The sequence below is a fragment of the Acinetobacter haemolyticus genome (genome assembly GCF_003323815.1).
Taxonomy (GTDB): Bacteria; Pseudomonadota; Gammaproteobacteria; order Pseudomonadales; family Moraxellaceae; genus Acinetobacter; species Acinetobacter haemolyticus.
In genome coordinates this window covers 1,403,887-1,428,818 of the sequence record NZ_CP030880.1, presented here as the reverse complement: position 1 = coordinate 1,428,818, position 24,932 = coordinate 1,403,887, and the positions used below count along the sequence as shown (strand labels likewise).

18 protein-coding genes and 1 tRNA gene are annotated in these 24,932 nt (G+C 38.5%); 8 read left to right on the top strand and 11 right to left on the bottom strand.

The annotated features are described in order from the left end of the window. The first annotated feature begins 19 nt into the window (after window positions 1–19). Together DS737_RS06485 and DS737_RS06480 are read left to right on the top strand one after the other, a co-directional pair. The gene (locus tag DS737_RS06485) at window positions 20–580 is read left to right on the top strand and encodes a gamma carbonic anhydrase family protein (RefSeq protein WP_113997112.1); all 561 of its coding nucleotides are present in this window, start codon (window positions 20–22) and stop codon (window positions 578–580) included. Beyond that, window positions 570–1,925: a dihydroorotase gene (locus DS737_RS06480; protein WP_113997111.1), complete on the top strand. Its 1,356-nt coding sequence runs from the start codon at window positions 570–572 to the stop codon at window positions 1,923–1,925. The genes DS737_RS06485 and DS737_RS06480 overlap by 11 nt, the downstream gene beginning before the upstream one ends. A 571-nt stretch (window positions 1,926–2,496) precedes the next feature. Here DS737_RS06480 and DS737_RS06470 read toward each other — a convergent pair. The 7 genes from DS737_RS06470 to DS737_RS06440 form a co-directional block, all read right to left on the bottom strand. Next, complete coding sequence (locus DS737_RS06470; RefSeq protein WP_113997109.1) at window positions 2,497–3,243, bottom strand: tetratricopeptide repeat protein; 747 nt, start codon at window positions 3,241–3,243, stop codon at window positions 2,497–2,499. A 208-nt stretch (window positions 3,244–3,451) separates the two neighbouring features. Next, the gene (locus DS737_RS06465) at window positions 3,452–3,970 is read right to left on the bottom strand and encodes a tetratricopeptide repeat protein (RefSeq protein WP_113997108.1); all 519 of its coding nucleotides are present in this window, start codon (window positions 3,968–3,970) and stop codon (window positions 3,452–3,454) included. A gap of 16 nt (window positions 3,971–3,986) precedes the next feature. Beyond that, window positions 3,987–8,720 carry an RHS repeat-associated core domain-containing protein gene (locus tag DS737_RS06460; protein ID WP_228206853.1) on the bottom strand — a complete coding sequence of 1,578 codons (4,734 nt, stop codon included), beginning with the start codon at window positions 8,718–8,720 and terminating at the stop codon, window positions 3,987–3,989. Window positions 8,721–8,792: 72 nt separating this feature from the next. Next, the gene (locus tag DS737_RS06455) at window positions 8,793–12,002 is read right to left on the bottom strand and encodes a type VI secretion system Vgr family protein (protein WP_113997107.1); all 3,210 of its coding nucleotides are present in this window, start codon (window positions 12,000–12,002) and stop codon (window positions 8,793–8,795) included. 213 nt (window positions 12,003–12,215) lie between these two features. Continuing rightward, the gene (locus tag DS737_RS06450; RefSeq protein ID WP_228206852.1) at window positions 12,216–14,489 is read right to left on the bottom strand and encodes a TonB-dependent hemoglobin/transferrin/lactoferrin family receptor; all 2,274 of its coding nucleotides are present in this window, start codon (window positions 14,487–14,489) and stop codon (window positions 12,216–12,218) included. A gap of 576 nt (window positions 14,490–15,065) precedes the next feature. Further along, window positions 15,066–15,155: transfer RNA gene (locus DS737_RS06445), tRNA-Ser, on the bottom strand. A gap of 86 nt (window positions 15,156–15,241) precedes the next feature. After that, window positions 15,242–17,272: an NADPH-dependent 2,4-dienoyl-CoA reductase gene (locus DS737_RS06440; RefSeq protein WP_005089869.1), complete on the bottom strand. Its 2,031-nt coding sequence runs from the start codon at window positions 17,270–17,272 to the stop codon at window positions 15,242–15,244. A 169-nt stretch (window positions 17,273–17,441) separates the two neighbouring features. Here DS737_RS06440 and DS737_RS06435 point away from each other — a divergent pair, with 169 nt between their 5' ends. From DS737_RS06435 to DS737_RS16225, 4 genes are all read left to right on the top strand, one after another. Beyond that, the gene (locus tag DS737_RS06435) at window positions 17,442–17,831 is read left to right on the top strand and encodes a hypothetical protein (RefSeq protein WP_113997105.1); all 390 of its coding nucleotides are present in this window, start codon (window positions 17,442–17,444) and stop codon (window positions 17,829–17,831) included. Between the two features lie 230 nt (window positions 17,832–18,061). Next, complete coding sequence (gene argG, locus DS737_RS06430; protein WP_004639599.1) at window positions 18,062–19,405, top strand: argininosuccinate synthase; 1,344 nt, start codon at window positions 18,062–18,064, stop codon at window positions 19,403–19,405. Window positions 19,406–19,599: 194 nt separating this feature from the next. Next, window positions 19,600–20,283: a pirin family protein gene (locus tag DS737_RS06425; protein WP_100833801.1), complete on the top strand. Its 684-nt coding sequence runs from the start codon at window positions 19,600–19,602 to the stop codon at window positions 20,281–20,283. Between the two features lie 661 nt (window positions 20,284–20,944). Then, a complete protein-coding gene (locus DS737_RS16225; RefSeq protein WP_004639602.1) occupies window positions 20,945–21,178 on the top strand; it encodes a hypothetical protein in 234 nt (77 codons plus the stop codon). A 489-nt stretch (window positions 21,179–21,667) separates the two neighbouring features. On the opposite strand, the gene DS737_RS06415 is transcribed toward DS737_RS16225, so the two are convergent. Continuing rightward, on the bottom strand, window positions 21,668–21,877 hold the full coding sequence (locus tag DS737_RS06415; protein WP_004639604.1) for a hypothetical protein: 210 nt from the start codon (window positions 21,875–21,877) through the stop codon (window positions 21,668–21,670). A 340-nt stretch (window positions 21,878–22,217) separates the two neighbouring features. Between DS737_RS06415 and DS737_RS16165 the strand changes: the two genes are divergently transcribed. Next, a complete protein-coding gene (locus DS737_RS16165; RefSeq protein WP_005084947.1) occupies window positions 22,218–22,394 on the top strand; it encodes a hypothetical protein in 177 nt (58 codons plus the stop codon). Window positions 22,395–23,079: 685 nt separating this feature from the next. On the opposite strand, the gene DS737_RS06410 is transcribed toward DS737_RS16165, so the two are convergent. From DS737_RS06410 to DS737_RS06400, 3 genes are all read right to left on the bottom strand, one after another. Continuing rightward, window positions 23,080–23,379 (bottom strand): hypothetical protein, encoded by a 300-nt coding sequence (locus DS737_RS06410; protein WP_113997104.1) that lies wholly within the window; start codon window positions 23,377–23,379, stop codon window positions 23,080–23,082. Window positions 23,380–23,462: 83 nt separating this feature from the next. Beyond that, window positions 23,463–24,173 (bottom strand): phage antirepressor KilAC domain-containing protein, encoded by a 711-nt coding sequence (locus DS737_RS06405; protein ID WP_113997103.1) that lies wholly within the window; start codon window positions 24,171–24,173, stop codon window positions 23,463–23,465. Then, window positions 24,170–24,328 (bottom strand): toxin-antitoxin system HicB family antitoxin, encoded by a 159-nt coding sequence (locus tag DS737_RS06400; RefSeq protein ID WP_113997102.1) that lies wholly within the window; start codon window positions 24,326–24,328, stop codon window positions 24,170–24,172. Before DS737_RS06400 ends, DS737_RS06405 begins: the two co-directional genes overlap by 4 nt. A gap of 37 nt (window positions 24,329–24,365) precedes the next feature. Between DS737_RS06400 and DS737_RS06395 the strand changes: the two genes are divergently transcribed. Continuing rightward, window positions 24,366–24,827 (top strand): Arc family DNA-binding protein, encoded by a 462-nt coding sequence (locus DS737_RS06395; RefSeq protein ID WP_228206850.1) that lies wholly within the window; start codon window positions 24,366–24,368, stop codon window positions 24,825–24,827. The last annotated feature ends 105 nt before the right edge of the window (window positions 24,828–24,932 follow it).

Here is a 24,932-nt window from a genome sequence, read left to right as displayed (position 1 = left end):
TATTTTAAGCGGTAATTCTATGCTACGTAAAAATCCATCCGGTCATTTGCCTGTTATCGATCAATCTGCTTATGTCGATCAAACTGCTATTATCTGCGGCAAAGTCATCGTACATGCCAATGTATTTATTGGTCCTTATGCCGTAATTCGTGCTGATGAAACCGATGAACATAGCGAAATGGAACCGATTATTATCGGTGCTAACTCCAATATCCAAGATGGTGTGGTGATTCACTCCAAAGCAGGTGCAGCAGTGACAATTGGAGAAAATTCATCTATTGCACATCGTTCGATTATTCATGGTCCTTGTGAGATTGGTCGCCATGTTTTTGTAGGTTTTAACAGTGTCTTGTTTAACTGCAAAGTCGGTGATCATAGTGCGATCCGACACAATGCAGTGGTCGACGGGCGTGATTTACCGAGTCACTTTTATGTTCCTGCCATGAGCTATATCAATCCCAAAACAGATTTAAGCCTATATCCGCCTGTTGATGTTTCAATCAGTGAGTTTTCTGAAAGTGTGGTGAGCACCAATATCGAATTAGTCAAAGGATATAAGGCATTGCACAATGAATTTTAGACAATTTTCCAAGATCATTATTCGCAATGCCAATCTAGTCAATGAAGATAAACAGTACATTGCGGATGTACTGATTCAAGATGGACGAATCGAGAAAATCGCTAGCAATATCACAGGCGTTTTCAATGCGAAAACCATAGATGCCAATGGTGCTTGGTTAATCCCAGGCATGATTGATGATCAAGTGCATTTCAGAGATCCAGGTTCACCACAAAAAGGCAGTATCGCCTCTGAATCTATGGCTGCAACCATTGGTGGTATTACTAGTTACATGGATATGCCCAATACCAATCCTGCGACATTGAACTTAGAGACACTGGCACAAAAAAAGCAGATCGCAGCGCAACATAGCATGGCAAATTACGCATTTCATTTTGGCGTGAGTTCTGAAAACTTAGATATTATTGAACAGCTTGATCCTAAATTAGTCAGTGGTGTCAAAGTCTTTATGGGTGCATCAACAGGCAATATGTTGGTCGATGATCCTAAAATTCTAGAGCGTTTATTTGCTAATGTACCGACTATCTTATTGACGCATTGTGAATATACACCTCGGATTAAAGATCAGGAAAAAATATATTTAGAAAAATATGGCGAAAATATTCCAGCAGCAATGCACCCTAAAATTCGAGATAAACAAGCTTGCTTTGAAAGTTCTCGACTTGCTGTTTCCTTAGCCGAAAAATACGGCACTCAATTGCATGTTTTACATCTGACCACAGCCAAAGAATTATGTTTATTTAAGGATCTGCCTTTAAACCGAAAACATATTTCAGCCGAGGTTTGCATCCATCATCTTAGTTTTGATGATTCTGACTATGCCGCTCTGGGGCATATAATAAAATGTAATCCTGCAATCAAAACCCAACAGGATAAAGAGGCTTTGATCCATGCAATTTCCAACAGTAATCAACTGGATATTATTGGAACCGACCATGCACCACATACTTGGGATGAAAAACAACAATCCTATATGAATGCGCCTTCAGGTCTGCCACTGGTACAACATGCTGTGCCCGCATTGATGGAACTGGTTGCAGATGGAAAACTCAGTATCGAAACGATGGTGCGTAAGACATCTCATCAAGTTGCAGACTTATTTAAGATCAAAGATCGTGGCTATATTCGTGAGGGCTATTGGGCCGATCTCGTTCTACTCAAAGAAAATACGCATAGGATCGCGGTCAAAGATCAAAAAAATTATATGCAATGTGGTTGGACACCATTCCAAGATAAAACCTTTCCTTATGAAGTTGATACCACCATTGTTTCTGGGCAACTGGCGTGGCATCAGAATCAATTGTTTTTGAGTTGCCGTGGAAAAGCACTAGAAATTGATCGATAGGAAGGATATTTGATTTATTTCAAAAACATAAGGAAATATACCTTTTGTTTATTACAAGATTAATCGATGTACATTAGATCACGTTATTGATACGTCGATTAGACTTATACCATAGCAATATGAATAAATTTGGACAGAGTTATATTTATCCTTTTATAACAAGATTCTACATAACTCTTTCTTCATAATATCCAATACTCCATATAGTCAAGCAAAGAAAAACTCCAACCAACCAAAATACTACTTTTAAAAATATCACCTCTCGCTGATAACTATTATCACCCTTAAAAACTAAATCGTTGACTACTTTATTGAAAGTATTGCTTTTTGAGAAAAAACTCCAAATGTCCTGCGCCAAACCCTTTCTAATATAATATCGATAAAGAAAATATATAAACAATAAAAACAAAGATAGAAATAATATTAAAAACACCCAACGCAAATAAAATATAAGATCCACTATTAAAACCCTCCAAACAATCAAAGCTATTTAATAATTAAATCTCAATTAAATAAGAATAAATACTAAAGCTTCATTATGATAAAAAATCACATAATGAAGCCTCGCCATTTATTTATTTCTAGGAATATTTAAATTATTAGTTGCGTTCAAATGTCCCTGTTTCGCTGCTTTTTCATACCAATATTCAGTTTGCTTTTTATCTTTTTTTACAAACACGCCTTGCTCAAAGAAAACCCCTAAATTATATTGTGCTTCAGGATTACCTAGTTCAGCAGCTTTTTCAGAGAAACTAAATGCTTTTTCATAGTTTTCTTGATCCAAGTACATTTTTGATAACCCCTCATATGCCCGTGAAGGATTATCTTGGACTCCCAATAAATACCAACGCTCTGCTTTTTCAAAATCAGGTGACCGACCAAAATCCTTAACTCTATATAGTTCTGCCAAGTTCAATTTAGCATCTTTGCTACCATACTTATTTGCTTCTAAAAAATATTCTTCAGCCTTTTGAAAATCCTTATCTTTTCCTAACCCAGCAAAGTAAATCATACCTAATGAGTTTATAGCTTCATGGTTATTAGCTTTTGCAGCCTTTTCAAACCAATAGTAAGCTTTATCATGATTAGGTTTGATATTATCTAACCCATTTAGATAGACCCATCCCATTAGATTCTCTTTTTCATCTAAGGATAGATCTTTTAAATTAAAAATTTCACACTGCTTACTACTACTTCCTGCTAATTTACACTCTTCCTCGAGCGTAGGGAACTTGTCCTGTTTATTCAAATTTGTACAAGCAATTAAGCTACATATAACAATGCTAGTTGAACCCAGCAACAATTTGTTTTTTAACATCTTTATACAAACGCTTAGAATTTCATTTTGAATGACTATTATCTCACAAAAAACTTTTTTGATAACTAAACACGTAATTTAAATTTAACTAATCTTATGGGACCTTTCATTAGGTTAGACCATTAACACTCATCAATAGATTAGGAAGCCCCAAGCTATATAGAATACGCTTCATAGGGGCAAGATCAGCTTGAGTAAATAAGCCAAACTACTTATCATTCTCCATAAGTAGTTTTATATCATCTGGTATTGATGCATCTGGTATTTGATTATTCTTTATTTGCTGTAAATAATTTTTAGCAATTTCTTCATTATTACTTGCAGCAAGTGTTAGCCACTTTTCCGCTTTTACCAAGTCTTGAGTTACTCCATTAGTTCCAAAAAAATAGGCTGTGCCTAAATTAAGTTGAGCAAGTGAATATCCCTTAGATGCAGCTAACTCTGACCAATAAATGAATTTTTCTCCACTTTTTGGTACACCCTCACCAAATGCATACAATCCAGCCAATTCATTTTGGGCGATTACATCCCCACTTTCAGCAGATGCTTCTAAAGATTTTAAATAATTTTCATTATCACCAGCTTCAGAATATTTTTTTGATTTTTGATAAGAGTTTTTTTCACTTGATTCAATTTTCTCTGAATCAGGAATCTTGTTTGTCGATGTACCATTACTACAACCACTTACCAGCAATAAGGTTAAAAAAATAGAATAAGAAAATTTCATTTACAGACTCCAAAAATTAAAAACTTGACGGAAACCATTGAGAACTCGGAGGTACATTTAAATAAACAGGGTTTTCTTTTTGATATCTCTCACCAAGCTCCTGTAATCTTTTCATTTCTTCATCCCTTCTTTTCTTACACTCACCTTCGCATTTCGCCTCAACTCTACAATCCTCAAAGTGTTGGGAGGTGACTCTTGATACTCCTAAAACAGAACCTGCAGAAGCCGTATATCCTCGTGAGAAAAAAGTAAGAACACCGTTAGAAAGTGCCGATCCTAACTTTGTTTTACCTACTGCTATACCCTTGATAAAGCTAACACCAGCAGAAACTTCTGACCAAGTTCCATTAAATACACCAGGATCAATCGCTTCATTCCCATCTTCAAATGATACACTTTCCGAGCCAACGGCTCCAACTGCCAGACCTTTTCCTTCAGTACCACCTGTAGCATAAACTACAACCCGCGCTCTACGCCCATTTATACACTCACTTCGAAGTTCATATTTAACTCCTGATACAGGTCCACCAGAAACTTGATAAGAAGAACCACTCCACTCTACTAATCCCAAAGGATCTACTAGCTGATGAGGATTTCTAACATATTTAAATGCATTAAAACCTCCATTTAACCCAATCGGGTCTTTACTCACATATCTTGCACTATGTGGCTCGTAATATCGGTAACGGTTATAGTGCAATCCTGTTTCTTGATCGTAATATTGACCTTGGAATCTGAGATTACTCTGCTCAAACGGATTGTCTGGATTTACTGTTTTGATGTCGAGTGTGCTGCCCCAAGTATTTTGGGTAATTTCCCAAACACACTCACCTCTTGCATTAGTCATAGTCTGTGGCGTACCGACTTGATCACAATGGTAAAAAGTGATCTGCTCTAAATCCACTCGATTTTTACGGGTATCATTGCGCCATACAGGATCTTTATAAACTGAATAAGGTTTGTTTTGATATTCAGCATAATCAGGTGTTTCTATTAGTTGAATAAAATCTTTATATCCAGCTTGCAACAGTGGAACAAAGCTATTCGGTTCATAAAGATAGTGTTTAGTAAAACTGTCTTGCTCTGATTTGCGGGATTCCCAAATCATCAAATCGCCATCCCAACCAAACAAGGTCAGCGCATCTACCGTTTTCTTGTAAAGTCTGCGCCCAAATACATCATAACCGTAGTCAGTGACTTGACCATTGTGATCACTGCGAATCAATCGATTTTGGTTGTCCCATGTCAGTTTGAGGGTTTTACCTGCTTGTTTAGCCTCTATGACATTGCCTTGTACATCGTAGTGGTAATGTTTTCCTTGATAGCTTCTGACCAGATTGTTTTTAATTTGTGCCGTACCAGATGCGGATACAGGGTCGATCAAATTACCCGCAGGATCAAAGCTAAAACTCTCGGTTTTATGTGCGCTTTGTGTAGTGATTAAGCGCCCAATTGGATCGTATTGATAGTTGAGCTTACCCAAACGACTATCTTCAACTTGGTTTAGTAGGTAGTTTTGGTCGTAATGATAATGTCGATGCGCTTGGTACTGTAAATAGTCTTGCGTTTTTTGTTCAGGCTGAATCAGTTGTGAACTGAGTAAACCAACGTCATTATAGTGTTTAGTTTGGATGAGTCCATTTGCCAATAGGCGTGTTGTTTCTCGATGTAAGTCATCTCGTTGGAATGAAACCATGTCCTGTTTATTCAGGGCAATGGCATACAAATGTCCTGAGCCGTAACTCAAATTGGCTTGTTCCTGTCCATCTGGGCGGATTGTTTTAACCAGATTACCAAGTTCGTCATATTCATAACGTAACACCGCAGTAAGTGGACGAAGCCCTGCGATTTTGTAGTGCTGATGTTCTCTTACCAATTGCCCAAGTGCATTGCGATAAAAATCAATTTGGCTAACCTCATTACTGGCTCGGCTCAGTTGATTGTTCAGGTTGTAATCAAATTGTTCTGTTTGCTTCTTTCCAGTATTTAAATGGGTAAAGCTTTTCGATGCGATTTGTCCATCGGCGTAATAATCAAATTGGGTCAGGATATTAGGCTGTCGGATTTCAGATAATCGACCACTCTCATCATGATAGCTGTAGTGTTTTTCTTCTCCATCAAAGGCTTGTTCACGTACCAAATAACCATATTGATTGTAATCAAATAAATATTCTGCTTGGTTTTGGTTGATTAGTTTTTTGATGCGTCCCTGTTTATCCCATTGATAGCCAATGCGATGTCGATTAGCATCGATGCGTTGTTCGAGTAATCCTGTGGCATTGTATTGGTACTCAGTCACTAAACCTTTAGTATCAATATGTTTGAGTAAACGCCCTTCTTCATCATGTTCAAAGTGTTCTTTTAATCCATCAGGGTAAACAATATTTTGGAGTTGTCCTTTGTCTCGACCTTGAGTGCTGTAAAGGTACTGCACGACCTTATTATTTGCAGTTTGTTCAGCAGTTAACGAACCCTCTTCATCGTATTCCCAAGTACTGCTTTTGCCTGAGCAATCAGTATAGGAGGTCATTTGTCCTAATTCATTGTATTGAATTTTTTTGCTGCCGCCTTTGGCATCAATCACTTCGATCAATTGATTGTCATTGTTGTATTTATATTGGGTGATATGCCCCAAAGGATTTATTTCTTTGCTGATATTACCCTTAGCATCATATTCTCGTTTCCAAATATTGCCTTCGGGATCTTTTGTTTCGACCAAATTGCCTTGTTCATCGTAGGCAAAACGGATTACCCCGCCATTTGGCTGTACGATTTTGATGAGTTGATCCTGATCATTGTATTCTTGTTGTGTCTCACGCCCTTCAAAATCAATTTGACGGGTAATACGTTTTTGACTATCACGGCTGTACCATGATTCACGTCCATCTGCTAAACGAGTACGGTAGGTAAATCCATTCAGATCAAAATAGTAATAGGTCGGAACATCGTAGGCATCATAAACAGCAACTTGACGTAAGCGAGGATGCCACTTGAGTTTGGTATGGTAACTACCATCATCTGCCCACTCTTCAATTGCTTTAGCTTTGGCTTCAGTTGATTCATAGCGAATATTTTGCCCACGCCCTGTACGATCGGTATAACGTGTGAGTTGATGGAAATGGTTGTATTCATAGTTTCGGACATGACCATTTTGATCAATGGCTTCAATTAAATTGCCTTGGGTATCATATTGATAACGCGCTAAAGGCTCAACCTGTTCATCAACAAATACAGCAATGATTTTAACTTGCTCATTAAAAGCAAATTTTAATTGATGTTGGGCATGTTCTAATTGGAAATCAACGCTTTGCAGATAGGCAATTTCATCGAAAACAAGGTAACTTAAAACAACCTTTTCTTGTGTATTTTCATTAAATTGTTGAATCAACTGATAAGGCTGACCAACCGAAAATTGATGGAATTGAAAAGACCATTCTCCACCAAAGTTTAAAACGAGATCACTATTTTCAATCGGTTGTACCGTTATACCTTCATACGGTACTTCATAAGTTTCAAATGTAATCGAAGCTGGAAGTTGATGCTTTCGCCCTTTACTGTCAATAAATAGATGCCCTTGAGCGTTGGGTTGAATCATGTTGGAAAATGGCATCATCCAACGTGCGCCGATCTTGCTGTGATCAAACTCATTCATTTGTGAGTTATATTGACGGATAAAGGAAAAACCAACTTTCGGCAAATAAAAATCTGCATGCTGCACTCGTTCAGCACCAATTGAATAGCTAATGCTTTTTCCTGATTGCGAATCAGCACCCTCACATGGTGGAGCATTTAAAGCATCGGCTTGTAAACTCACGAACTCTAAAGTATCCCCTTTGGTATGCCGTTCATATTCCCCCGTTTGATTCATCGGCACACTAGCGCTGCCTTTATTTTCTAACGCTTTTATCGCTTTCAAGGTTTCTTGTATTAACCAAGCCAAAGTATATTTTTGGTTAGCATTGGCTTGCTGTTGCAGTGTTTGGCTTAAACTCGTAATCGCTTGAGTTGCTTCTTGCTGTAAACGGCTTTGAATATTCGGCTCAATCTTCGGTGTCAGGTTTGCTTGGCTCGGTGTTCCAATTAGGTCAATTAATGGCACGGCCCAATTGCTAAATTTAAGCTTGGGATCCCGTTTCTCTGCCGAAGCGCCTGTTGGAGCTGCAACACCTGCATTAATAGCTGTAGTTTGGGTTGCCATACTTTGTAAAATACTTGCACCCAAGGTTGCCGCTTGGGTCAGTAGTCCACTTAACTTTGCTTGAGTTTCTTTTAAAAATACTTCTAAATCCCCTGCAACCATTGCATTGAGATGTAAGCCTAAACGCTTAATATCAGCTTCTTTAATTTTCCCATTTTCAGGGTATAAACATTCTGCCATTACACCAAACATTGGTCGTAACGCCATGCGAGCATGAGCTTCATTATTCGGTTCAGGAAACAATCCGATTAAATTTGCCCCGAGTAAAGCACCACGCTGCAAATCAGCATCACCAGTCTTCGGTGTTGTTGCATACAAAAGTAAATCTAAGACGCTACCAGTCAATGCAAAAATATTCGCAACCGTCGGAACATTGGCATTACTTTTGACTTGTTCTAGCGAGGTATTGCCACAGACATGTAAATAAAGTTGAATTTGATTTGCAATCATTTGTAAATCAGTGACATCCCGAGTACTTTCTAAGTTAAATACTGCGAGTTCAACAGCGGGTTGTTTTGTTGTTTCTACCTGTTGTGTCTTTTCAGTAGTCATTAATATAAAACCTTTAATTCATTAAATTACATCAATACTGTGACTTAAACTCAGTATTTCTTTTCATCTGATCTACTTTTTAAGCTTTGTAAATGTATCCATAACACCATATTGAATTGGAGAATCAACTTTAGTGAATTGAGTGAGTTTTGCTGAGGCTTGATCGTTAAAAAAATCCATTCCCTGCGCCTTAATCATTTCAACAGATTGGTTTGGGTTTTTCACAACCTGCCCAAGGCTTCTGATTTGATCTGGGGATACATTTAAATTAAGTTGATTCGAGATCGCACTAAAAGCTGTATCTGTCACTTGGCTTTTGATTTGCCCCACAGTTTGGTCAACTAAATTATTGACTGTGTTTTTTCCAAGGTCTTTTAAACTATTTTTGTCCAGTGAAAGAAGACTATCTTTTAACTGTGACATAGTATTTTGACCCAATGAACCCAAAGCATTTTTCATTAATCCTGCAACACCAGAAACAGGCTCAGCCCATGTATAATCACGGCTAAAATCACTACTTTGCATCCATGCACTACTGTCATCTTTATCAAAAATCACTTTCGCTGGACCTGGTGCAATGCCTGTCACTTGAGCAAAACCACTTCCATCAAGCTTGCCTGTAATTTGCTTGCCGAGTGAATCAATCACTTTATAACTATTTTGTTTAAAGAAGTTTTCGCCACCATAGCTTCGTAATAACTCCAAAGCCCTTTGCATTGGTTTAGCTTTTGGTAACTGAGGAACATTAGCACTTGCACTCGCTCCCGCAGCAAACAAATGCTGCCCTGCTTTCACTTCGAACTTTCCACCCGTCGTTGGAAAGATCCCTGAACCATTCAATTTGAGCTGTGAACTATCAGCGGTAAATACGATTTCTTTTGGGCTCGTGATATAAATCGTATCTTCGGTGGAAATAATCTGGATGTCTTTCCGAGCAATAAAATCAGCCCCATCCCCTTGTGCCTGTATCTCAACCTTACCTTTGCCTGCGACTTGTTTGATTCCACTTTGCGCTGCAAATAAGCTGATCTTTTGACTGGCTTGGGCAATCAGGTTCTTCTGCGTGGTCAGGTTAATACTGTCCCCTGCAAATTGGTTCAGTTGTCCATCTGCGGATAGATGGATGTCTTCTGAGGTGCTGAGTCCAATCCCATTCGGTGAACTGAGTAATAGTAAGGCTTTGTTGAATTTGGCTATATCTTGCTGAATTTCTTCTGCAAAGCTTTTGAGTTGCTCTACCGATTCTAATTCATCCGTTTGTTGGTTCTTTGCCACTTCACTCAGGGCTTTGGCATTGTTTTGGTTGCCTTCGAGTTGTTGTTTGGCTGTTTGTGCTTCGAGATGTTCGCCTTCGGCTTGCGCTTGTGCATGAGTGGTGATCAGTAAGCCTTCACCTGCTCGAATCGCACCCCATTGGTCTGTGCGTAGTTCAAAACCTTCACCCCGGTCTTCGCTTTCTGCTTGGGCTTTGGGATGGCTCAGTTTGCCGAGATTGAGTTGGCTGGCTGCATGGCTACTTTGTAGTTGGGCACTAATCTGTCCGTTGGTGTCGTCAAAGCGTAGTTGGTTGTAGCCTGAACCTTGATATTCTTTGGATTTGATCCCTGCTAGTTTTTTGGTATCAGGTAATTTGCCTTGGTCATCGAACTTAGTTGGACTGCGTTGTGCTTCGTGCAGTCGTCCGGTGACAAAGGGACGGTCAATGTTGCCATCAAAGAAGTCGATGACGACGATTTCTCCAATGCGGGGTAGGAAGCGTGCACCATAACCTTCGCCTGCCCAATGAGTGAGTACATCCACCCAAGCTGAATCGGTATCGTTGTTGTTGCTGCCTGCGCCACCATCGTGGCTATGGTCGTCATTGCGGGTAAACAGGAAGCGAACTTTGATTCGTCCCCATTCATCCACATGGATTTCTTCGCCTTCGGGTCCCACTACTCTGGCACGTTGTGGGTGAGCAGTTGGACGGTGTTGCAGTGGATGGTATTCGGGTACGGTTTTGATGTTGCGGCGTTGTAGCGTCAGTTGGTTGGCTTGGCGTTCTTCGCTCTTGTTTGTGTGCTTGTGGTCTTGCTGCCATTGGCTTTGATCGATCAAGCTTTGGATTTGTTGGTTTAAGTCTTTGGGTAGGTTGTTTTGGTTGTAGTAGCTTTTGGCTGTGATTAGAAATTCTTGGTCAGATCCGCTGTGTTGGTCGATCTCTGGGTGTTCGTTGAGTTTAAACCAGTAGCCCACTTGGGTATCTCGCACGGTAGTACTGGCAATAAATTGTTTGGCTTGGGCATCGTGGTAGTGACTGAGGTGTTGGTTCAGTTTTTCGATTTGGGTGTTGCCTGATGCGGTTGCACCATCTTCACCATTCAGGTCTTGCATCCATGCGGGAGTGAAGTGCCATGCATCTTCGAGTCCTAAGCTGGCGTTGTCGTGGTGTTGGCTATGTTGGTGTTTGCTTTGGACGCTACCTGCCCCATCTTCTTGTTCTAGGGCATCAGCTTGCCAGCGTTGGATATGGACTGCTGTGGGTTGTAACGAACGTTCTGCAATGAGGCTGGTCATGCTGTCGTATTGTTCGGTAGCACTGCTACGGTGGTAGCGAATCGTTCTTCGATTTAAGGCTTGGTATTGGCTGTTGTCATCGATCAAGCGGAGTTTTTGAGCTTGGATGGGGTTGTTGCTGTTGGCAACGTTGAGTTGAGCTTCATCGATCAGCCAGTTGATGCCTTCGCTTCGGAGCAGTCGGGTAATGAAGTCGTAGTCGCTTTCATTGGCTTGCATCACAAAGGGACGGATGTCGTAGTCTTGTTTGATCCCACCAAGGTCGAGTGTAAGACTTGATGCAAATAGTGGACTGCGTTGTTGCCATTCTTTGAATAGGGTCTGTACGATGTCGAGTACATTTTTATTCATAAACACGCGGCTGTTTCGGCGTTTATGCCACAGTGCAGTTGCATCTTGGAGTTTGAGTTTATACAGCGTGAGGCTACCGTCAGATTGTCCTTGTACGGCTTCTGTGATAATCCCTGTGGTTCTAAACAGTGTGCCTGTATCGGTGACTTGGTCTATCGCTGCCTGACAACCGATGAATTGTTTTAATGGAATCGTTGCATTAGTAGAAAGGCAGATCAGTTCTGCAATCATGCCCTGATTAATGGCGTGCTGACCTTGAATTTTTTGGAGGAAGACTTGTTGATTTAAGCTCGGATTGGCAAATTGTATGTGTATCGCACGTTTTTGTGCGGTTAAGCCGAGTTGTTCTAATGCAGCATAAATAGTCTTGAACATCGCTTCTTATTGAGTTTTTTTAAACGTGAGGGCATTTTACAGGAAAATTCGATCAGATGTTCAGACCGTCCCGTCTATTTGTGACAATTTGTATTTTTAACCACATATATCAATGTTATCTGATTAAAAAAGTGAGCTTCCTCTCCAAATATCATAAAGAAGAGGAAGAATTTATTAGAAAATAGACAGTCCCAATTTATTAACTGATTAAACTTAGAATTTTTGGGAAATACTCAACTTATAATCACGCCCCGTACCCGTCATGTATTCCCCCAAATACATCTTGTAATCTCGATTAAATAAATTATCTATCGAAAGATTTAAAGTTGGTCCTTTTTCTCCCACTGGCTGCCAGTCGATGTAAACACCATGCAGTGAATACCCTTTGGTTTTGGGTAAAGAAAAAGAGGATGCTGCAATCGACTTATCATTATCGGAAAGACTGCGATCTTGTGCAGCAACAAATATTCCTCGCCATCCCATTGTTAGATGGTGCTCTGGAACATTGACACCTAGGGTTGCTGTTGCTTTCTTCGGTGGAATATCCGTCATCCATGTTTTCTGATCAAACCACGGATTAACAGGTGAATTATCACGTTGCCCCCGAATATATGAATAAGTCAAACCTGTAAACCAAGTCGGCTGATTATAGAAAATTTCCGCCTCATACGCTTTGATCGTATAGTCTGTGACATTGCGATAGAAGCCATGATGATACTTTCCATTACAGTCACTGATGCTGCCATTGCCACCATTGGCATTATTTTCAGCCTGTGCTTTACAGAAGGTTGATCGATTACGGAAGATTTCATCACTACCACGATTACGGTGATAAGTTAGACGGACTTGTAGATGATCATCTGTCGTAAAGACATCATCAAAATTCATTTCGTTACCCAAACGAATCGCTAGCATTTTTTCTGGCAATAAATAACGACTGGTTGATGGCACCGAAGTCATTGCAGATTGCACATAATATTGCTCATCTACGCGTGGCGCACGCCATGTTTTACTGATATTGGCAAACCACGTCAGATAATCCGCCTGCTTCCATGCCAATGCTAATCTTGGCGACCAACCTGTATAAGTTTTACTAGAATAATCATGCCCTGCACTTGGATCATTAAAACGTGGTGCGCGATTTGGAGTACCTGTATTGGTAATATGATCGTAGCGAATCGAAGGCGTAATAGTGAAATCGTTAATTTGATACTGGTCTTCTACAAATGCACTCAACATCTGCTGATGTCCTGATGGCATATAGTTAGGCTCATAATAGCCAAAGTTATAATCTGCTTTCTTTGAATTATTCTTATCATACAGAAGCGAGTTCTGTTCCATTTTTTGATATTGCGTACCCACTTTTAATTTATGTGTACCGTATTGGGTTTCAACAAGACTAATATTACTGAGTTTGAATGCAGTATTGGTATACTTCACCCAGCTTTCATTGCCCAATAATGCAGCCGAAGCGTTAACACTAGGTAATCTTTGATCATGTTGATTCGTCTTGGAATAGGATGCAACTGCTTTCAAATTCAGATAAGGGTTTGATTCTGGATTGAGTTCATAACCGATCGAATAGCTTGTATCGCTCTGATCACGATAAACTAGACGACGTTTCCAGGCTTCTTCATAGCCATATTTTTTAATATCTGCCTCAGTTGGTACAGCGTCTTGATCACGCATAGCCGCAAATGGCTCCCACCCTTTATGACCACTTTGCATCGCATTTAGCGTAATTTTTTGGCTGTCTGTAGGATGAAAATCAAGCTTAACTAAATAGGTATTTTGCTCTTGTGCAGAATATAGAAATTTGCTGCCATCTGGGCGTTTCACATCCCCACTATCTCGATTGGTATAATACAACATCCCATCAACCAAACCATTTTCAGTCTGAGCGTAAACGGCCCCAGTATAGGTATTTTGTGCATTATTTGAGAAGCGTGAATACTTTAAAAAAGCTCCAATATGATTATCATCAACAAGTAGGTCAGTTGCATCCTTGGTTTCTAAAGTCACCTTTCCACCGAAGCCACCATTTCCTACCTCAACGTTATGTGGACCCTTATCTACAGTAATTTTCTTTAAAATTTCTGGTTCGATAAAAACTGAACCTTGACGATATTTATCAAAACTTTTAATCGAATCATCCAAGCTAATCGGCACATCCTCAACGCCACCCATCCCAAGGATATTGATCGTTTGACCACCTGGTCTTGGTGAGCCTGCAGAACCAACACTTGGCATATTATCCAATAATTGCGCAACATTATTGGCTTGATAACGATCAATCGCTTTTTGGTTCAAAATACTTTGCCCGAACTGAATGGTATCTTCTTTTTCAGCTTGTATAACAATCGGAGTCATCTGATAAATTTGATTCTGAGCATTCACATTCGCTAACGCAGTATTCGATATACGCTTATCTGCGGTATCTATCGGAAGCTTTGAGCTTTCCGCGTAAGTCTGAGACATAAGCCCCATTGATACAGCAATTGAAATAGCCAATACATGTGGTTGAATAAGTGTTGGAAGATTTGGACATAAAATTCACTAAATTTAATCAGGATCATAAGTTGTTCTAAACACAACTGAGCTTTAAGCTAGAAAATTGAAATCAATAATTTGTTTGAAATGTTTTATCGAATCACGATTTCTTAAAACACAGATCACTTGAGAGTTGTTCAAAATACATAACATTGATGGGACAATGCAGCACCGCTTTAATGATATTAATTATCATTTACATCAACGGATTTGTAAATGAATTATTCTGATTTTTAAAGGTTTTTATTATCATTTTTTGACTAAACGTTTAAATTTTATTTGTCAGTAATTTACCAATTGAATGTACGTTAAGTTTTGGAGGTAGATGTATTTACTTGAGAGTTAACTTTGCTGAATAAGGGTTCATAGGCTTACTCGCACAGCTAAGCGATTGCTATCCTAATTTGTCTAAATCAGTCCATATCAATCCAAAATTTGATGAAGGATAGGTTGAGGGGTAAAATCACAGATAAAAAATAAGCCCTTGTAAAAACAAGGGCTTATTTAAATATTTGGCGGAAGCGGTGAGATTCGAACTCACGGAGGACTCACACCCTCGTCGGTTTTCAAGACCGGTGCATTAAACCGCTCTGCCACGCTTCCATGTGCGTAAGAATACAAAGCTTGTTTCCTTTATTCAAGAAAAATTTAACTGCAATGTATTCAAATGCATAATGTTTCATCAATTATTAAAGTCTTGCAGCTAACTCTGCGCCATCTCGAATCGCTCGTTTAGCATCTAGCTCAGCCGCAAGCTTCGCACCACCAATAATATGGTAGTTTGCAAAAGTATTCTCACCCTCTTTAGGCATCAAATCCTTCACAGATTCTTGCCCTGCACAGACAACAATGGTATCAACACGCAATAATTGATCATGCCCATTGTGTTCGACCCACAATCCTTCATCAGTCACTGCTTTATATTGCACACCACGAAGCATACGCACTGCGTGTTTTTTCAATTGCGCACGATGCACCCAACCAGAGGTTTTACCTAAACCAATTCCGAGTGGTGTCGTCTTACGTTGTAATAAATAGATCTCACGAACAGGTGCTTCAACTTCAGGGCGTTGCAAGCCACCTTCTGAAATATAATTTGCTTCAGGATCCACACCCCACTCACGTTGCCATTCCGCTAAAGGTTGTGGCTGAGGCTGATGTGGTGGCTTTAATAAAAACTCAGACACATCAAAACCAATACCACCTGCACCGATCACTGCAACTTTACGTCCAACCTCAGCACCTCTTAACACTTCTGCATAGGATAGTACTTGCGGTGCTGTGCTGCCTTGAATTTTCAACTCGCGCGGTACAACCCCTGTTGCAACCACAACTTCATCAAATCCTTCGCTTTCTAATTTTTCACGACTTACGCGTGTATTTAAACGAACGTCCACACCTGTTTGTTGAAGTTGCACTTTGAAATAACGAATGGTTTCATGAAACTCTTCTTTTCCAGGCACAACTTTAGCTAGATTAAACTGGCCACCAACATCACTATTGGCTTCAAACAAAGTCACAGCATGTCCACGGCTTGCAGCAACAGTGGCAGCAGACATCCCTGCGACACCACCACCCACAACGGCAATGCGCTTTGGCTTTTTGGTCTTGATATAAACCAGTTCTGTTTCAAAGCAGGCTTGTGGATTGACCAAACAACTCACACGCTGATTTTTGAATGCATGATCTAAACACGCTTGGTTACAAGCAATACAAGTATTAATTTCATCAACACGATTGGTCGCAGTTTTATTCACCCAATATGGATCTGCCAAGAATGGACGTGCCATTTGCACCATGTCGGCCTTACCCGATGCAACGATCTCTTCAGCTACATCTGGCATATTGATACGGTTAGAAGCAATAACAGGAATTGAAAGATGCTGTTTAACCTCTGCGGTATAATCTACAAATGCTGCACGAGGTACCGACGTTACAATCGTTGGAATACGTGCTTCATGCCAACCAATTCCTGTGTTTAATAACGTTACACCAGCTTTCTCTAATGCCTTGGCTACAGTAATCACTTCTTGCATGGTATTACCATCGTGTACTAAATCCAACAACGATAAACGAAAAGCGATAATAAATTTTTCACCAACTTTAGCGCGAATTGCTTTTACGATCTCAACTGGGAAACGCATCCGGTTTTCAATGTCACCACCCCAGCGATCTGTACGTTTATTTACATGATTACTTAGAAATTGGTTAATTAGATAGCCTTCTGAACCCATGATTTCCACACCATCGTAACCTGCTTTTTTTGCCAAGCTTGCACAACGTGCATAATCATCGATGGTTGCCAAAATCTGAGAGTCAGACATTTGGCGCGGTTTAAACGGATTAATCGGTGCTTTTATCGCAGAGGAAGAAACGGAAAATGGGTGATAACCATAACGCCCAGAATGCAAAATTTGCATTAAGATTTTTGAACCATGCTTATGTACAGCATGCGTTACTAGACGATGATGAGGGATATCAGCCAAACTATTCATAGTACCGCCAGCAGGCAATAACCAGCCTTGACGATTAGGAGAAATACCACCTGTAATGATTAGACCAACTCCACCCTTGGCTCTTTCTTCAAAGTAAGCCGCAAGCTTAGGGTAGTTATAGAAACGATCTTCTAAGCCTGAGTGCATCGAGCCCATTACCACACGATTTTTAATGGTGGTGAATCCCAAATGTAGTGGTTTTAATATATTTGCATAGCTAGTCATGGTATTCCTTCTATATTTTTGGCTTTGCAACTTGTTGCATAGTACTTTGATTTGTTATTGGAGTGGATGACACTTTTTTACTAAAACGTGGTCAAATACGTCAATACATGTATACAGGCAAACTATATAGTCGATATAACTTTCAAATTTCAAAGAATAACAAAACAATATGTCATCTAAACCCCTACTCTTATTTCATGGTTCTTCAAACTATCGAGAATCTCTTGAACCAAAACTAGCTATAGGCGATGGGGAAATGGACAATGCTTTTGGCATATATGCCGTTGAAGATAAAAGAATTGCTCAATTATTTGCAATTGAATATCTTAGCTTATCCAAAGAAGCTCGATTCAGCATTAAATTTGAGGATGACTTCGTTTATGTTGAACTTTTCCAATGTAGCGTCAATTGGGATCGTATTGGTTATTTATATACACTCCCCTCAGAAAACTTTATCAAAGTTGATCACATGCAATGGCTATCATCAGAAAGTGTCATTCCCACAGAAGTTGAACCTGTCAACCCATACGATTTCAAAGCATTTATCCAGCAACGGTAAAAATTAGTTGTATCTGTAATATGAAAAATCTATTTATCTATTTTGAGCCTCCACTTTAATAGATCACTCAAATCGCAAAAAGATACCAAGCGCTATAAAAATTTTAATTTTCACCATGATCAACTCGATTTTACAAAACTTTGCTGCACGAAAAGTGTTACAATAGTTCCGATTTTTTATTCTCAAGACGACCTATTCGGTGTCTTTACTAATAAACGTTAGGACAAGCAATGACTGATAATGCAACTATCTTGCAGCACGTACCTGTAGGCAAAAAAGTTGGGATTGCCTTTTCTGGTGGTCTCGATACTTCAGCAGCTTTATTGTGGATGAAACAAAAAGGCTCAGAACCTTATGCATATACTGCAAACTTGGGTCAGCCTGATGAAGATGACTATGATGCGATTCCAAAGAAAGCTGAACAATACGGTGCAGTCAAAGCTCGATTAATCGATTGTCGTTTACAACTTGCACTTGAAGGTATTGCTGCGATTCAATGTGGTGCATTCCACATCAGCACTGGTGGTGTTCCTTATTTCAATACTACACCTTTAGGTCGTGCAGTAACGGGTACAATGCTTGTCACTGCAATGAAAGAAGATGATGTGAACATTTGGGGTGATGGTTCGACTTATAAAGGTAACGATATTGAACGTTTTTATCGTTATGGTTTATTGACCAACCCAGCGCTTAAAATTTATAAGCCGTGGTTAGACCAAACCTTCATTGATGAGTTAGGTGGTCGTGCGGAAATGTCACAATTCCTCATCGACAATGGTTTTGACTATAAAATGTCAAAAGAAAAAGCATATTCAACTGACTCAAACATGTTGGGTGCTACTCACGAAGCAAAAGATTTGGAATACCTTGATGCTGGCATCAAAATCGTAGACCCAATCATGGGCGTTGCATTCTGGAAAGATGATGTAAAAATTGATGCGGAAGAAGTATCAATCACTTTCGAGGAAGGCTTCCCTGTTGCATTAAATGGTCAACGTATCGAAGATCCTGTTGAACTTATCTTAGAAGCAAATCGTATCGGTGGTCGTCATGGTTTAGGTATGTCTGACCAAATTGAAAACCGTATTATCGAAGCCAAATCTCGTGGTATATATGAAGCACCTGGTATGGCTTTATTGCACATTGCTTACGAGCGTTTAGTGACAGGTATTCATAACGAAGATACGATCGAACAATATCGTATTAACGGTTTACGTTTAGGTCGTTTGCTTTACCAAGGTCGTTGGTTCGACTCACAAGCACTTATGCTACGTGAAACAGCACAACGTTGGGTGGCTAAAGCTATTACGGGTACAGTTACTTTAGAGTTACGTCGTGGTAATGACTACACTATTATGAACACTGAATCTCCTAACCTCACTTATGAAGCTGAGCGTTTAACAATGGAGAAAGGTGATTCAGTATTTACACCAATGGATCGTATTGGCCAGTTAACAATGCGTAATCTGGATATTACTGATACCCGTGCAAAACTTGGTCTTTATACAGAAACTGGTTTACTTTCTGTAGGTCAAGGTTCTGCGATTCCGCAGCTTGGAAATAAATCAAAATAATAAATTGGTAAATTAGCTTACTAATTTGAAAAGGCTGAATATTTTATTCGGCCTTTTTTGTTCTATTCAGGAAAATACATCCTATTTAATCATTGCATTTATAGAACAATATGTCGCAATTAAAGACTATATATCATCATTATGAATCAATACTATAAGCATTAAGCAAAACACAATAATTTAGGAGATGAAGGATGAATGCTTATCTACATCGTAGTGAAAACCGTGGTCATGTAAAAGCAGGATGGTTAGACACCTACCATAGCTTTTCATTTGGGAGCTGGTACAACCCGAAATACATGGGGGTCAGTGCTCTCCGCGTGATTAATGATGATACGGTTGCAGCACATAATGGTTTTGGTACTCACCCTCATGACAACATGGAAATCTTGACTTGTGTTCTTGATGGTACCATTTCCCATAAAGATAGTATGGGCAATGAGGGTCAAATCAATGCGGGTGAATGGCAGTTGATGAGTGCGGGTACAGGCGTTACCCATAGTGAAATGAATAAGCATGATAAAGCGGTACATCTATTACAGATTTGGATTCAACCGAATGTACAAGATGCTGAACCAACTTATCAGCAAATTCACTTAAACCCAAAAGACCATCCTAACCAATGGCATTTGATTGCAGGTGATGAATCTGCACCAATGTTGATTCGTCAAAATGCAGAAGTGAAAACTGCTGTTCTTGAAAAGGATCAAAAATTGGAGATCAGTGCAAAGAAAAAAGTGAACTATGTTCATGTGATTTCTGGTGAAGTTATGATTGCTGATCATGTAGTCAAAGCTGGTGATGCTTTACTGTTTGATGAGACTGCAACCATTACCGCATCACAAGACAGTCAAATGATTTGGTTTGATTTGCCTTAATGCTCTTTCTAAGTTGTAGACATTAAAAAAGCCCGATTTACGGGCTTTTCTACAACCTTGAACATTTTTAAAAACGATCTCAATCGTTTCGTTCGTTGTTAGCTGATGTATACGGGTTTGTCATAACGTTTATTATCTAGGCAAGATTTCTCTTAAATCCCAAATCGTATATGACTTCCGTATTGTTTAAATTATCACCAATATGTGATTAGGTCAAGTGGGTTAAACTCCCACCAGTTTTGAAGTAACAGATACAATAATCCGAATCGCTAGACGCGAATAGCTTTGACCCACAAAAGCCTATAAATTTCTCTTTTTAAGTTACATTCATCCTCCCCATCCAAAAGATGGAATATAGCCTAAAACTCAATTATTCACATAAGCCCTGTCATCTTTCTACCTGAAATTTGCTTAAAAATGCTTAATCACTTTTAAGAATCTCTCATTTCAAAACAATTCTCTATTAAGCTTATCGATCTAAATTTGAAGAAATGGCTAAAGGATTTAAATAAGTTGAAATATCATGTAATTTAAAAAATTATTTCAATTATGTTTCAATTTTATGACAATGATTTAATAAATTTTTTCTATTTTTCATATAGATAACAAAGTTGAATTATATTATTATTTAATAAATTCTTAAAAGTGATGCATCTTAACCATGAGTGATACAAGTCTTTTAAATGAATTAAATCAAATGATTGATTATTACGTTTCTAGAAATGGTCAACAGCCAAATCGTATAATCTTAGGATATAAAGCATATGGGACTTTGATGAAAGATTCCGTGTTTGCAACAGAGGTGACAAACTCAGCACTTGATCCCAATAAGCGAAAATATAAAAAATTGAAAATTAAAGTGACAAAAGACGACCATCAAATCGAATTAGAATAGATACCTCTAACGCACTTCTCAGATTGTTTTTTTAAAACCTTACAATCACAAAAAGCCCACTTTTGAGTGGGCTTTAATATACTGTTTTCAAATTTAATTTAGATCTCCTTATGCAGAATTTTCTGCTTCTCTCTTAAGAGAAAACTCTACTTTTTAGATACTTTTATTGTTCGGGGAAATTACAGCTCCAGCACTTGAGAGAGCGGCAATTGCTCGCTGGATAAAACTGATCGATTGCTTAGTTTGTTCATACAGCCATTACCTCCGTTGTTTACAAGCCTGACAATTTACAAATTTCATAGATTAATCCTCGAATTTGAAAAAGAAAAAGCCCTGCTATCACATCTGTATTAGCAGAGCTTTGTACGCAGTAATCCGTTCAGAAGGTTGATTCGCTTTGCGCTAATGAGAGTAAGTACCAATCTGCTCTGCTCATTTCTTTCCATCTCAAGCGTCAAGCATTAAAAAACCCACTGAAGTGGGTTATGCTCACTCTATATAATAGCTATTGCCATCAGAGCTGTTGAAAACTAAATCTAAAGTAGGAAAAATAAATTCTCCTTTAAATAAAATGTATTCAACGTTAGGTTTCCGAACTCTCGATGAATGATTGATTTTATTAGCATTTACTTCTGTATAGTTTGCCTGTGCTCTTCTTTCTTTGCCTTGGAAATCAATAATTGTAATGTCTTTTAGCATTCATATGCTCCAGTTTAATTAATCATACTATGCTTAGCGGCTATCGAATACAAACTATAATTGTACAACCATTAAGTTTTATTGTTTTTTAAGTTAATCTTTTATCAAAATATATATGTGTGTTTTATGTACTCACACTTGAAATTTGCACAGGGTAGTTTCAAGCTTTAAACGATACTACTCAAGCAGTTATATATAATTGATTTTATTTATGAAATATTTAATCGATATAAACTACTTTTCAAGCACATATCAACACATATAAGTCTTGAAACTACCGTAGTGTATCTGGATTTAAAGCGTACTATGAGATCTCCACAGTGAAGTTAAGAAGATAAAAATGTCAGGTTTCAAAAGTTTTTCTCAAAATACAACGAACCATGCAAAAGTTATCAAAGCTCAAGCAATGGAGCATTCTGCTGTAACACCACCTACTGAAACTCAACCGACACAAGTTCCTGGCAACGTAAAAGATCTGCCTGAGAATAATGAACAAGCTGATCCAAATAACAAATAATTTGTTATTAACAGCGCCTTAGAATCAGTTTTGAGGCGCTGCTACTATAAAGAATAAATTAGTGCACTGATTTATTATACTATTAACTACTTTTATCAATTTGATTTGTTTAGTTATTTAAGAAATTACAGCCATTCATACCAAATAATTGATATAACTAGTCTCTCAGATATGAGGGGCTTTTTTAATTGGATTTTTTACCAATATTTATCCGACTAACTCACTCTATATAAATTAAACCCACCAAAATGGGCGGGCTAATTTTTAAATATTTGAGTTACGAAAGATAAGAATGTTTTTGAGCTAAATAGTTATTCGCAATTCTGGTTGTTTCAGCGTAGGACATTTCCGCGCAAAGCCAAAAATGATAAATGTTTTCACCTACAATAATATAAGTCTGAACACCGAAAACAAAAAAGCCCACTTTTTGAGTGGGCTTTAATATACTGTTTTCACAGTGAATTTTGGTAGGTATATCCAGACTCGAACTGGAGACCTCTACGATGTCAAGATTGCGTCAAAGTGAATACAATATATTGATAAATAATAATATTATGTACTTTTTTTGCCTAAGAATTAGGTCAAAAACGGCTTACCTAACTTCAATAAAATCAGTCACTTAGAAATTCATTCCCCGAAAGTTTTTCGATCACTTTTTAATCAAAAAAACTTTCGGGATTTGTATTCAAGAAGTATTCTCTCCAGTTAAAATTTTATAGGCATCTTCCTGAGATTTACTAAACTCAAGTGAGTCTTGAATCATGCTATTTGTAATCTGAAAAAGCCGAATTAGTTCTTTGAACACAGATTCAGGTACGTTATAAACTTTGCTCAGATATTCAATAGTTCGCTCTTGCTTGTTCTGAATTGCATCAAGAATTGCTGCAATATCGGCAACTTGTTCATAAGCCAGTGCAAAGCCTTCGGCTACATCATTTGCATCATAGACTTGATTTTCAGCAACTAACTGCGTCATACTGTTCATGTAGTTTATTGCTCCATGCGATGACAATACTAAGCCCTTTGTTTTCCGCCAAGAAATTCGCAAGGGCTTTTTTATTGCCTGAATTATGCATTGTAGTTTCCTAATAGCTTTGAAAGCTTGGTTAACCCCTTTGGTGTCACTCTCACCTGCTCTGTGATTTTGATTGTTCCATCAGGCAACTGGATATCCTTAACTTTGTGTTCTAGATAGCCTGCTTTGATTTTGTCTTGATACGCCACCCAATGTTTACTCCCATTACGTTTGTAAATCCAATCATTCAAATTGAGCCACTTATTAAATTTATGTGGTTCCTGCTGTAGAGTCTTAGCAGCATCTGTTAAACACAAGCTTCCATCCGCTGTCGCAATACGATCAAATGCTTCAACTGTTGGCTGCATCACTTCCACTTGCTGCTCTAGTTCAATCACTTTTTCGGAATACGTGAGTAAGGCATTTCGTAAAGCATGTGGATCTGCAAGTAATCGCATTGGATCTATAGGTTTATTGATTTGGGCTTCTAGTTCCTGCCAACGATCTACTAAGCGGGCTGTGAACTCTGGGCAAAGTTGAGCTACTACGATGATACTATCTCGTTTGCCTTGTTCACCAGTGAATACGAAAAATGTACTTGGGCGACCTGCTGTAGGCTTTTCCTCAATTTGAGGAGAAGTAATAACACCTTGGTTTACAAGAGTTTCAATAGTGCGTTTAACATTATCATGACGCTTTTCTACAAGTTCAGAGATTTCTAAACTGGTCATGGATTGGGTTAGTAATGGGACAATTGCATTCATACTTTTACCTCTTTATTTTGATTAAGCAGTAACTCAACAGCCTTATTGATTAAATAATTCATTGAGCGTTCTTCATTCTGCGCTTTCGCTTTCAGCTTTTTGTGAAGTTCATCATTTAGACGAACTTTTACATACACAAATTCTTTAGGTTTCATACTCTCTCCACCATCCCCATTTTGGGGATTTAATAAAATGTACCCGTTTTGGGGTTATTGGTCAATCCCCAAAATGGGGTTATCATCAATTTTATTTTTTAAGCCCTTTGCTATGACTGAAGACGACAACAAAGTAGTTACTATGAAAGTACGTGTAACTCCCGAATTTAGAGAGAAACTAGCTACAACCGCTAAGGAAAATAACCGATCTATGAATGCTGAGATTGTTGATAGACTTGAGAAAAGTTTTGAATCAACAATTTTTACTAATGAACAAAAGATAGAATATGGCAAAGGTTTTTTATCAGGCACTGCCGAAGCTTTCATTATCTTGTATACAGGTATTCTTGATGGATTGAAAAACAGCTATATAAATGATCCCAACCCAGAGTTATTTCTAGAAATTGAGAAATATAAGTTCTTAATAGAAAAATTGAAAATAATAGCAGACAATAAAGATTCAACCCCATTAATTCATGAAATAAATAAACTTCTTTAAATAAGCCTATCATTACTTTAGCCTCGTCGTGTGAATGAGGCTAGTAAAGCAAAAAACATGATGTGTCATACAAGTGTCACTTGTAAATTAATTTGTGACACATAA

What these genes read in the sequence shown, in the direction of transcription:
- DS737_RS06485 (WP_113997112.1), top strand. Translation starts at nt 20, where the DNA reads ATGCTACGTAAAAATCCATCCGGTCATTTGCCTGTTATCGATCAATCT.
- DS737_RS06480 (WP_113997111.1), top strand. Translation starts at nt 570, where the DNA reads ATGAATTTTAGACAATTTTCCAAGATCATTATTCGCAATGCCAATCTA.
- DS737_RS06470 (WP_113997109.1), bottom strand. Translation starts at nt 3,243, where the DNA reads ATGTTAAAAAACAAATTGTTGCTGGGTTCAACTAGCATTGTTATATGT.
- DS737_RS06465 (WP_113997108.1), bottom strand. Translation starts at nt 3,970, where the DNA reads ATGAAATTTTCTTATTCTATTTTTTTAACCTTATTGCTGGTAAGTGGT.
- DS737_RS06460 (WP_228206853.1), bottom strand. Translation starts at nt 8,720, where the DNA reads ATGACTACTGAAAAGACACAACAGGTAGAAACAACAAAACAACCCGCT.
- DS737_RS06455 (WP_113997107.1), bottom strand. Translation starts at nt 12,002, where the DNA reads ATGTTCAAGACTATTTATGCTGCATTAGAACAACTCGGCTTAACCGCA.
- DS737_RS06450 (WP_228206852.1), bottom strand. Translation starts at nt 14,489, where the DNA reads ATGGGGCTTATGTCTCAGACTTACGCGGAAAGCTCAAAGCTTCCGATA.
- DS737_RS06440 (WP_005089869.1), bottom strand. Translation starts at nt 17,272, where the DNA reads ATGACTAGCTATGCAAATATATTAAAACCACTACATTTGGGATTCACC.
- DS737_RS06435 (WP_113997105.1), top strand. Translation starts at nt 17,442, where the DNA reads ATGTCATCTAAACCCCTACTCTTATTTCATGGTTCTTCAAACTATCGA.
- argG (WP_004639599.1), top strand. Translation starts at nt 18,062, where the DNA reads ATGACTGATAATGCAACTATCTTGCAGCACGTACCTGTAGGCAAAAAA.
- DS737_RS06425 (WP_100833801.1), top strand. Translation starts at nt 19,600, where the DNA reads ATGAATGCTTATCTACATCGTAGTGAAAACCGTGGTCATGTAAAAGCA.
- DS737_RS16225 (WP_004639602.1), top strand. Translation starts at nt 20,945, where the DNA reads ATGAGTGATACAAGTCTTTTAAATGAATTAAATCAAATGATTGATTAT.
- DS737_RS06415 (WP_004639604.1), bottom strand. Translation starts at nt 21,877, where the DNA reads ATGCTAAAAGACATTACAATTATTGATTTCCAAGGCAAAGAAAGAAGA.
- DS737_RS16165 (WP_005084947.1), top strand. Translation starts at nt 22,218, where the DNA reads ATGTCAGGTTTCAAAAGTTTTTCTCAAAATACAACGAACCATGCAAAA.
- DS737_RS06410 (WP_113997104.1), bottom strand. Translation starts at nt 23,379, where the DNA reads ATGAACAGTATGACGCAGTTAGTTGCTGAAAATCAAGTCTATGATGCA.
- DS737_RS06405 (WP_113997103.1), bottom strand. Translation starts at nt 24,173, where the DNA reads ATGAATGCAATTGTCCCATTACTAACCCAATCCATGACCAGTTTAGAA.
- DS737_RS06400 (WP_113997102.1), bottom strand. Translation starts at nt 24,328, where the DNA reads ATGAAACCTAAAGAATTTGTGTATGTAAAAGTTCGTCTAAATGATGAA.
- DS737_RS06395 (WP_228206850.1), top strand. Translation starts at nt 24,366, where the DNA reads ATGTACCCGTTTTGGGGTTATTGGTCAATCCCCAAAATGGGGTTATCA.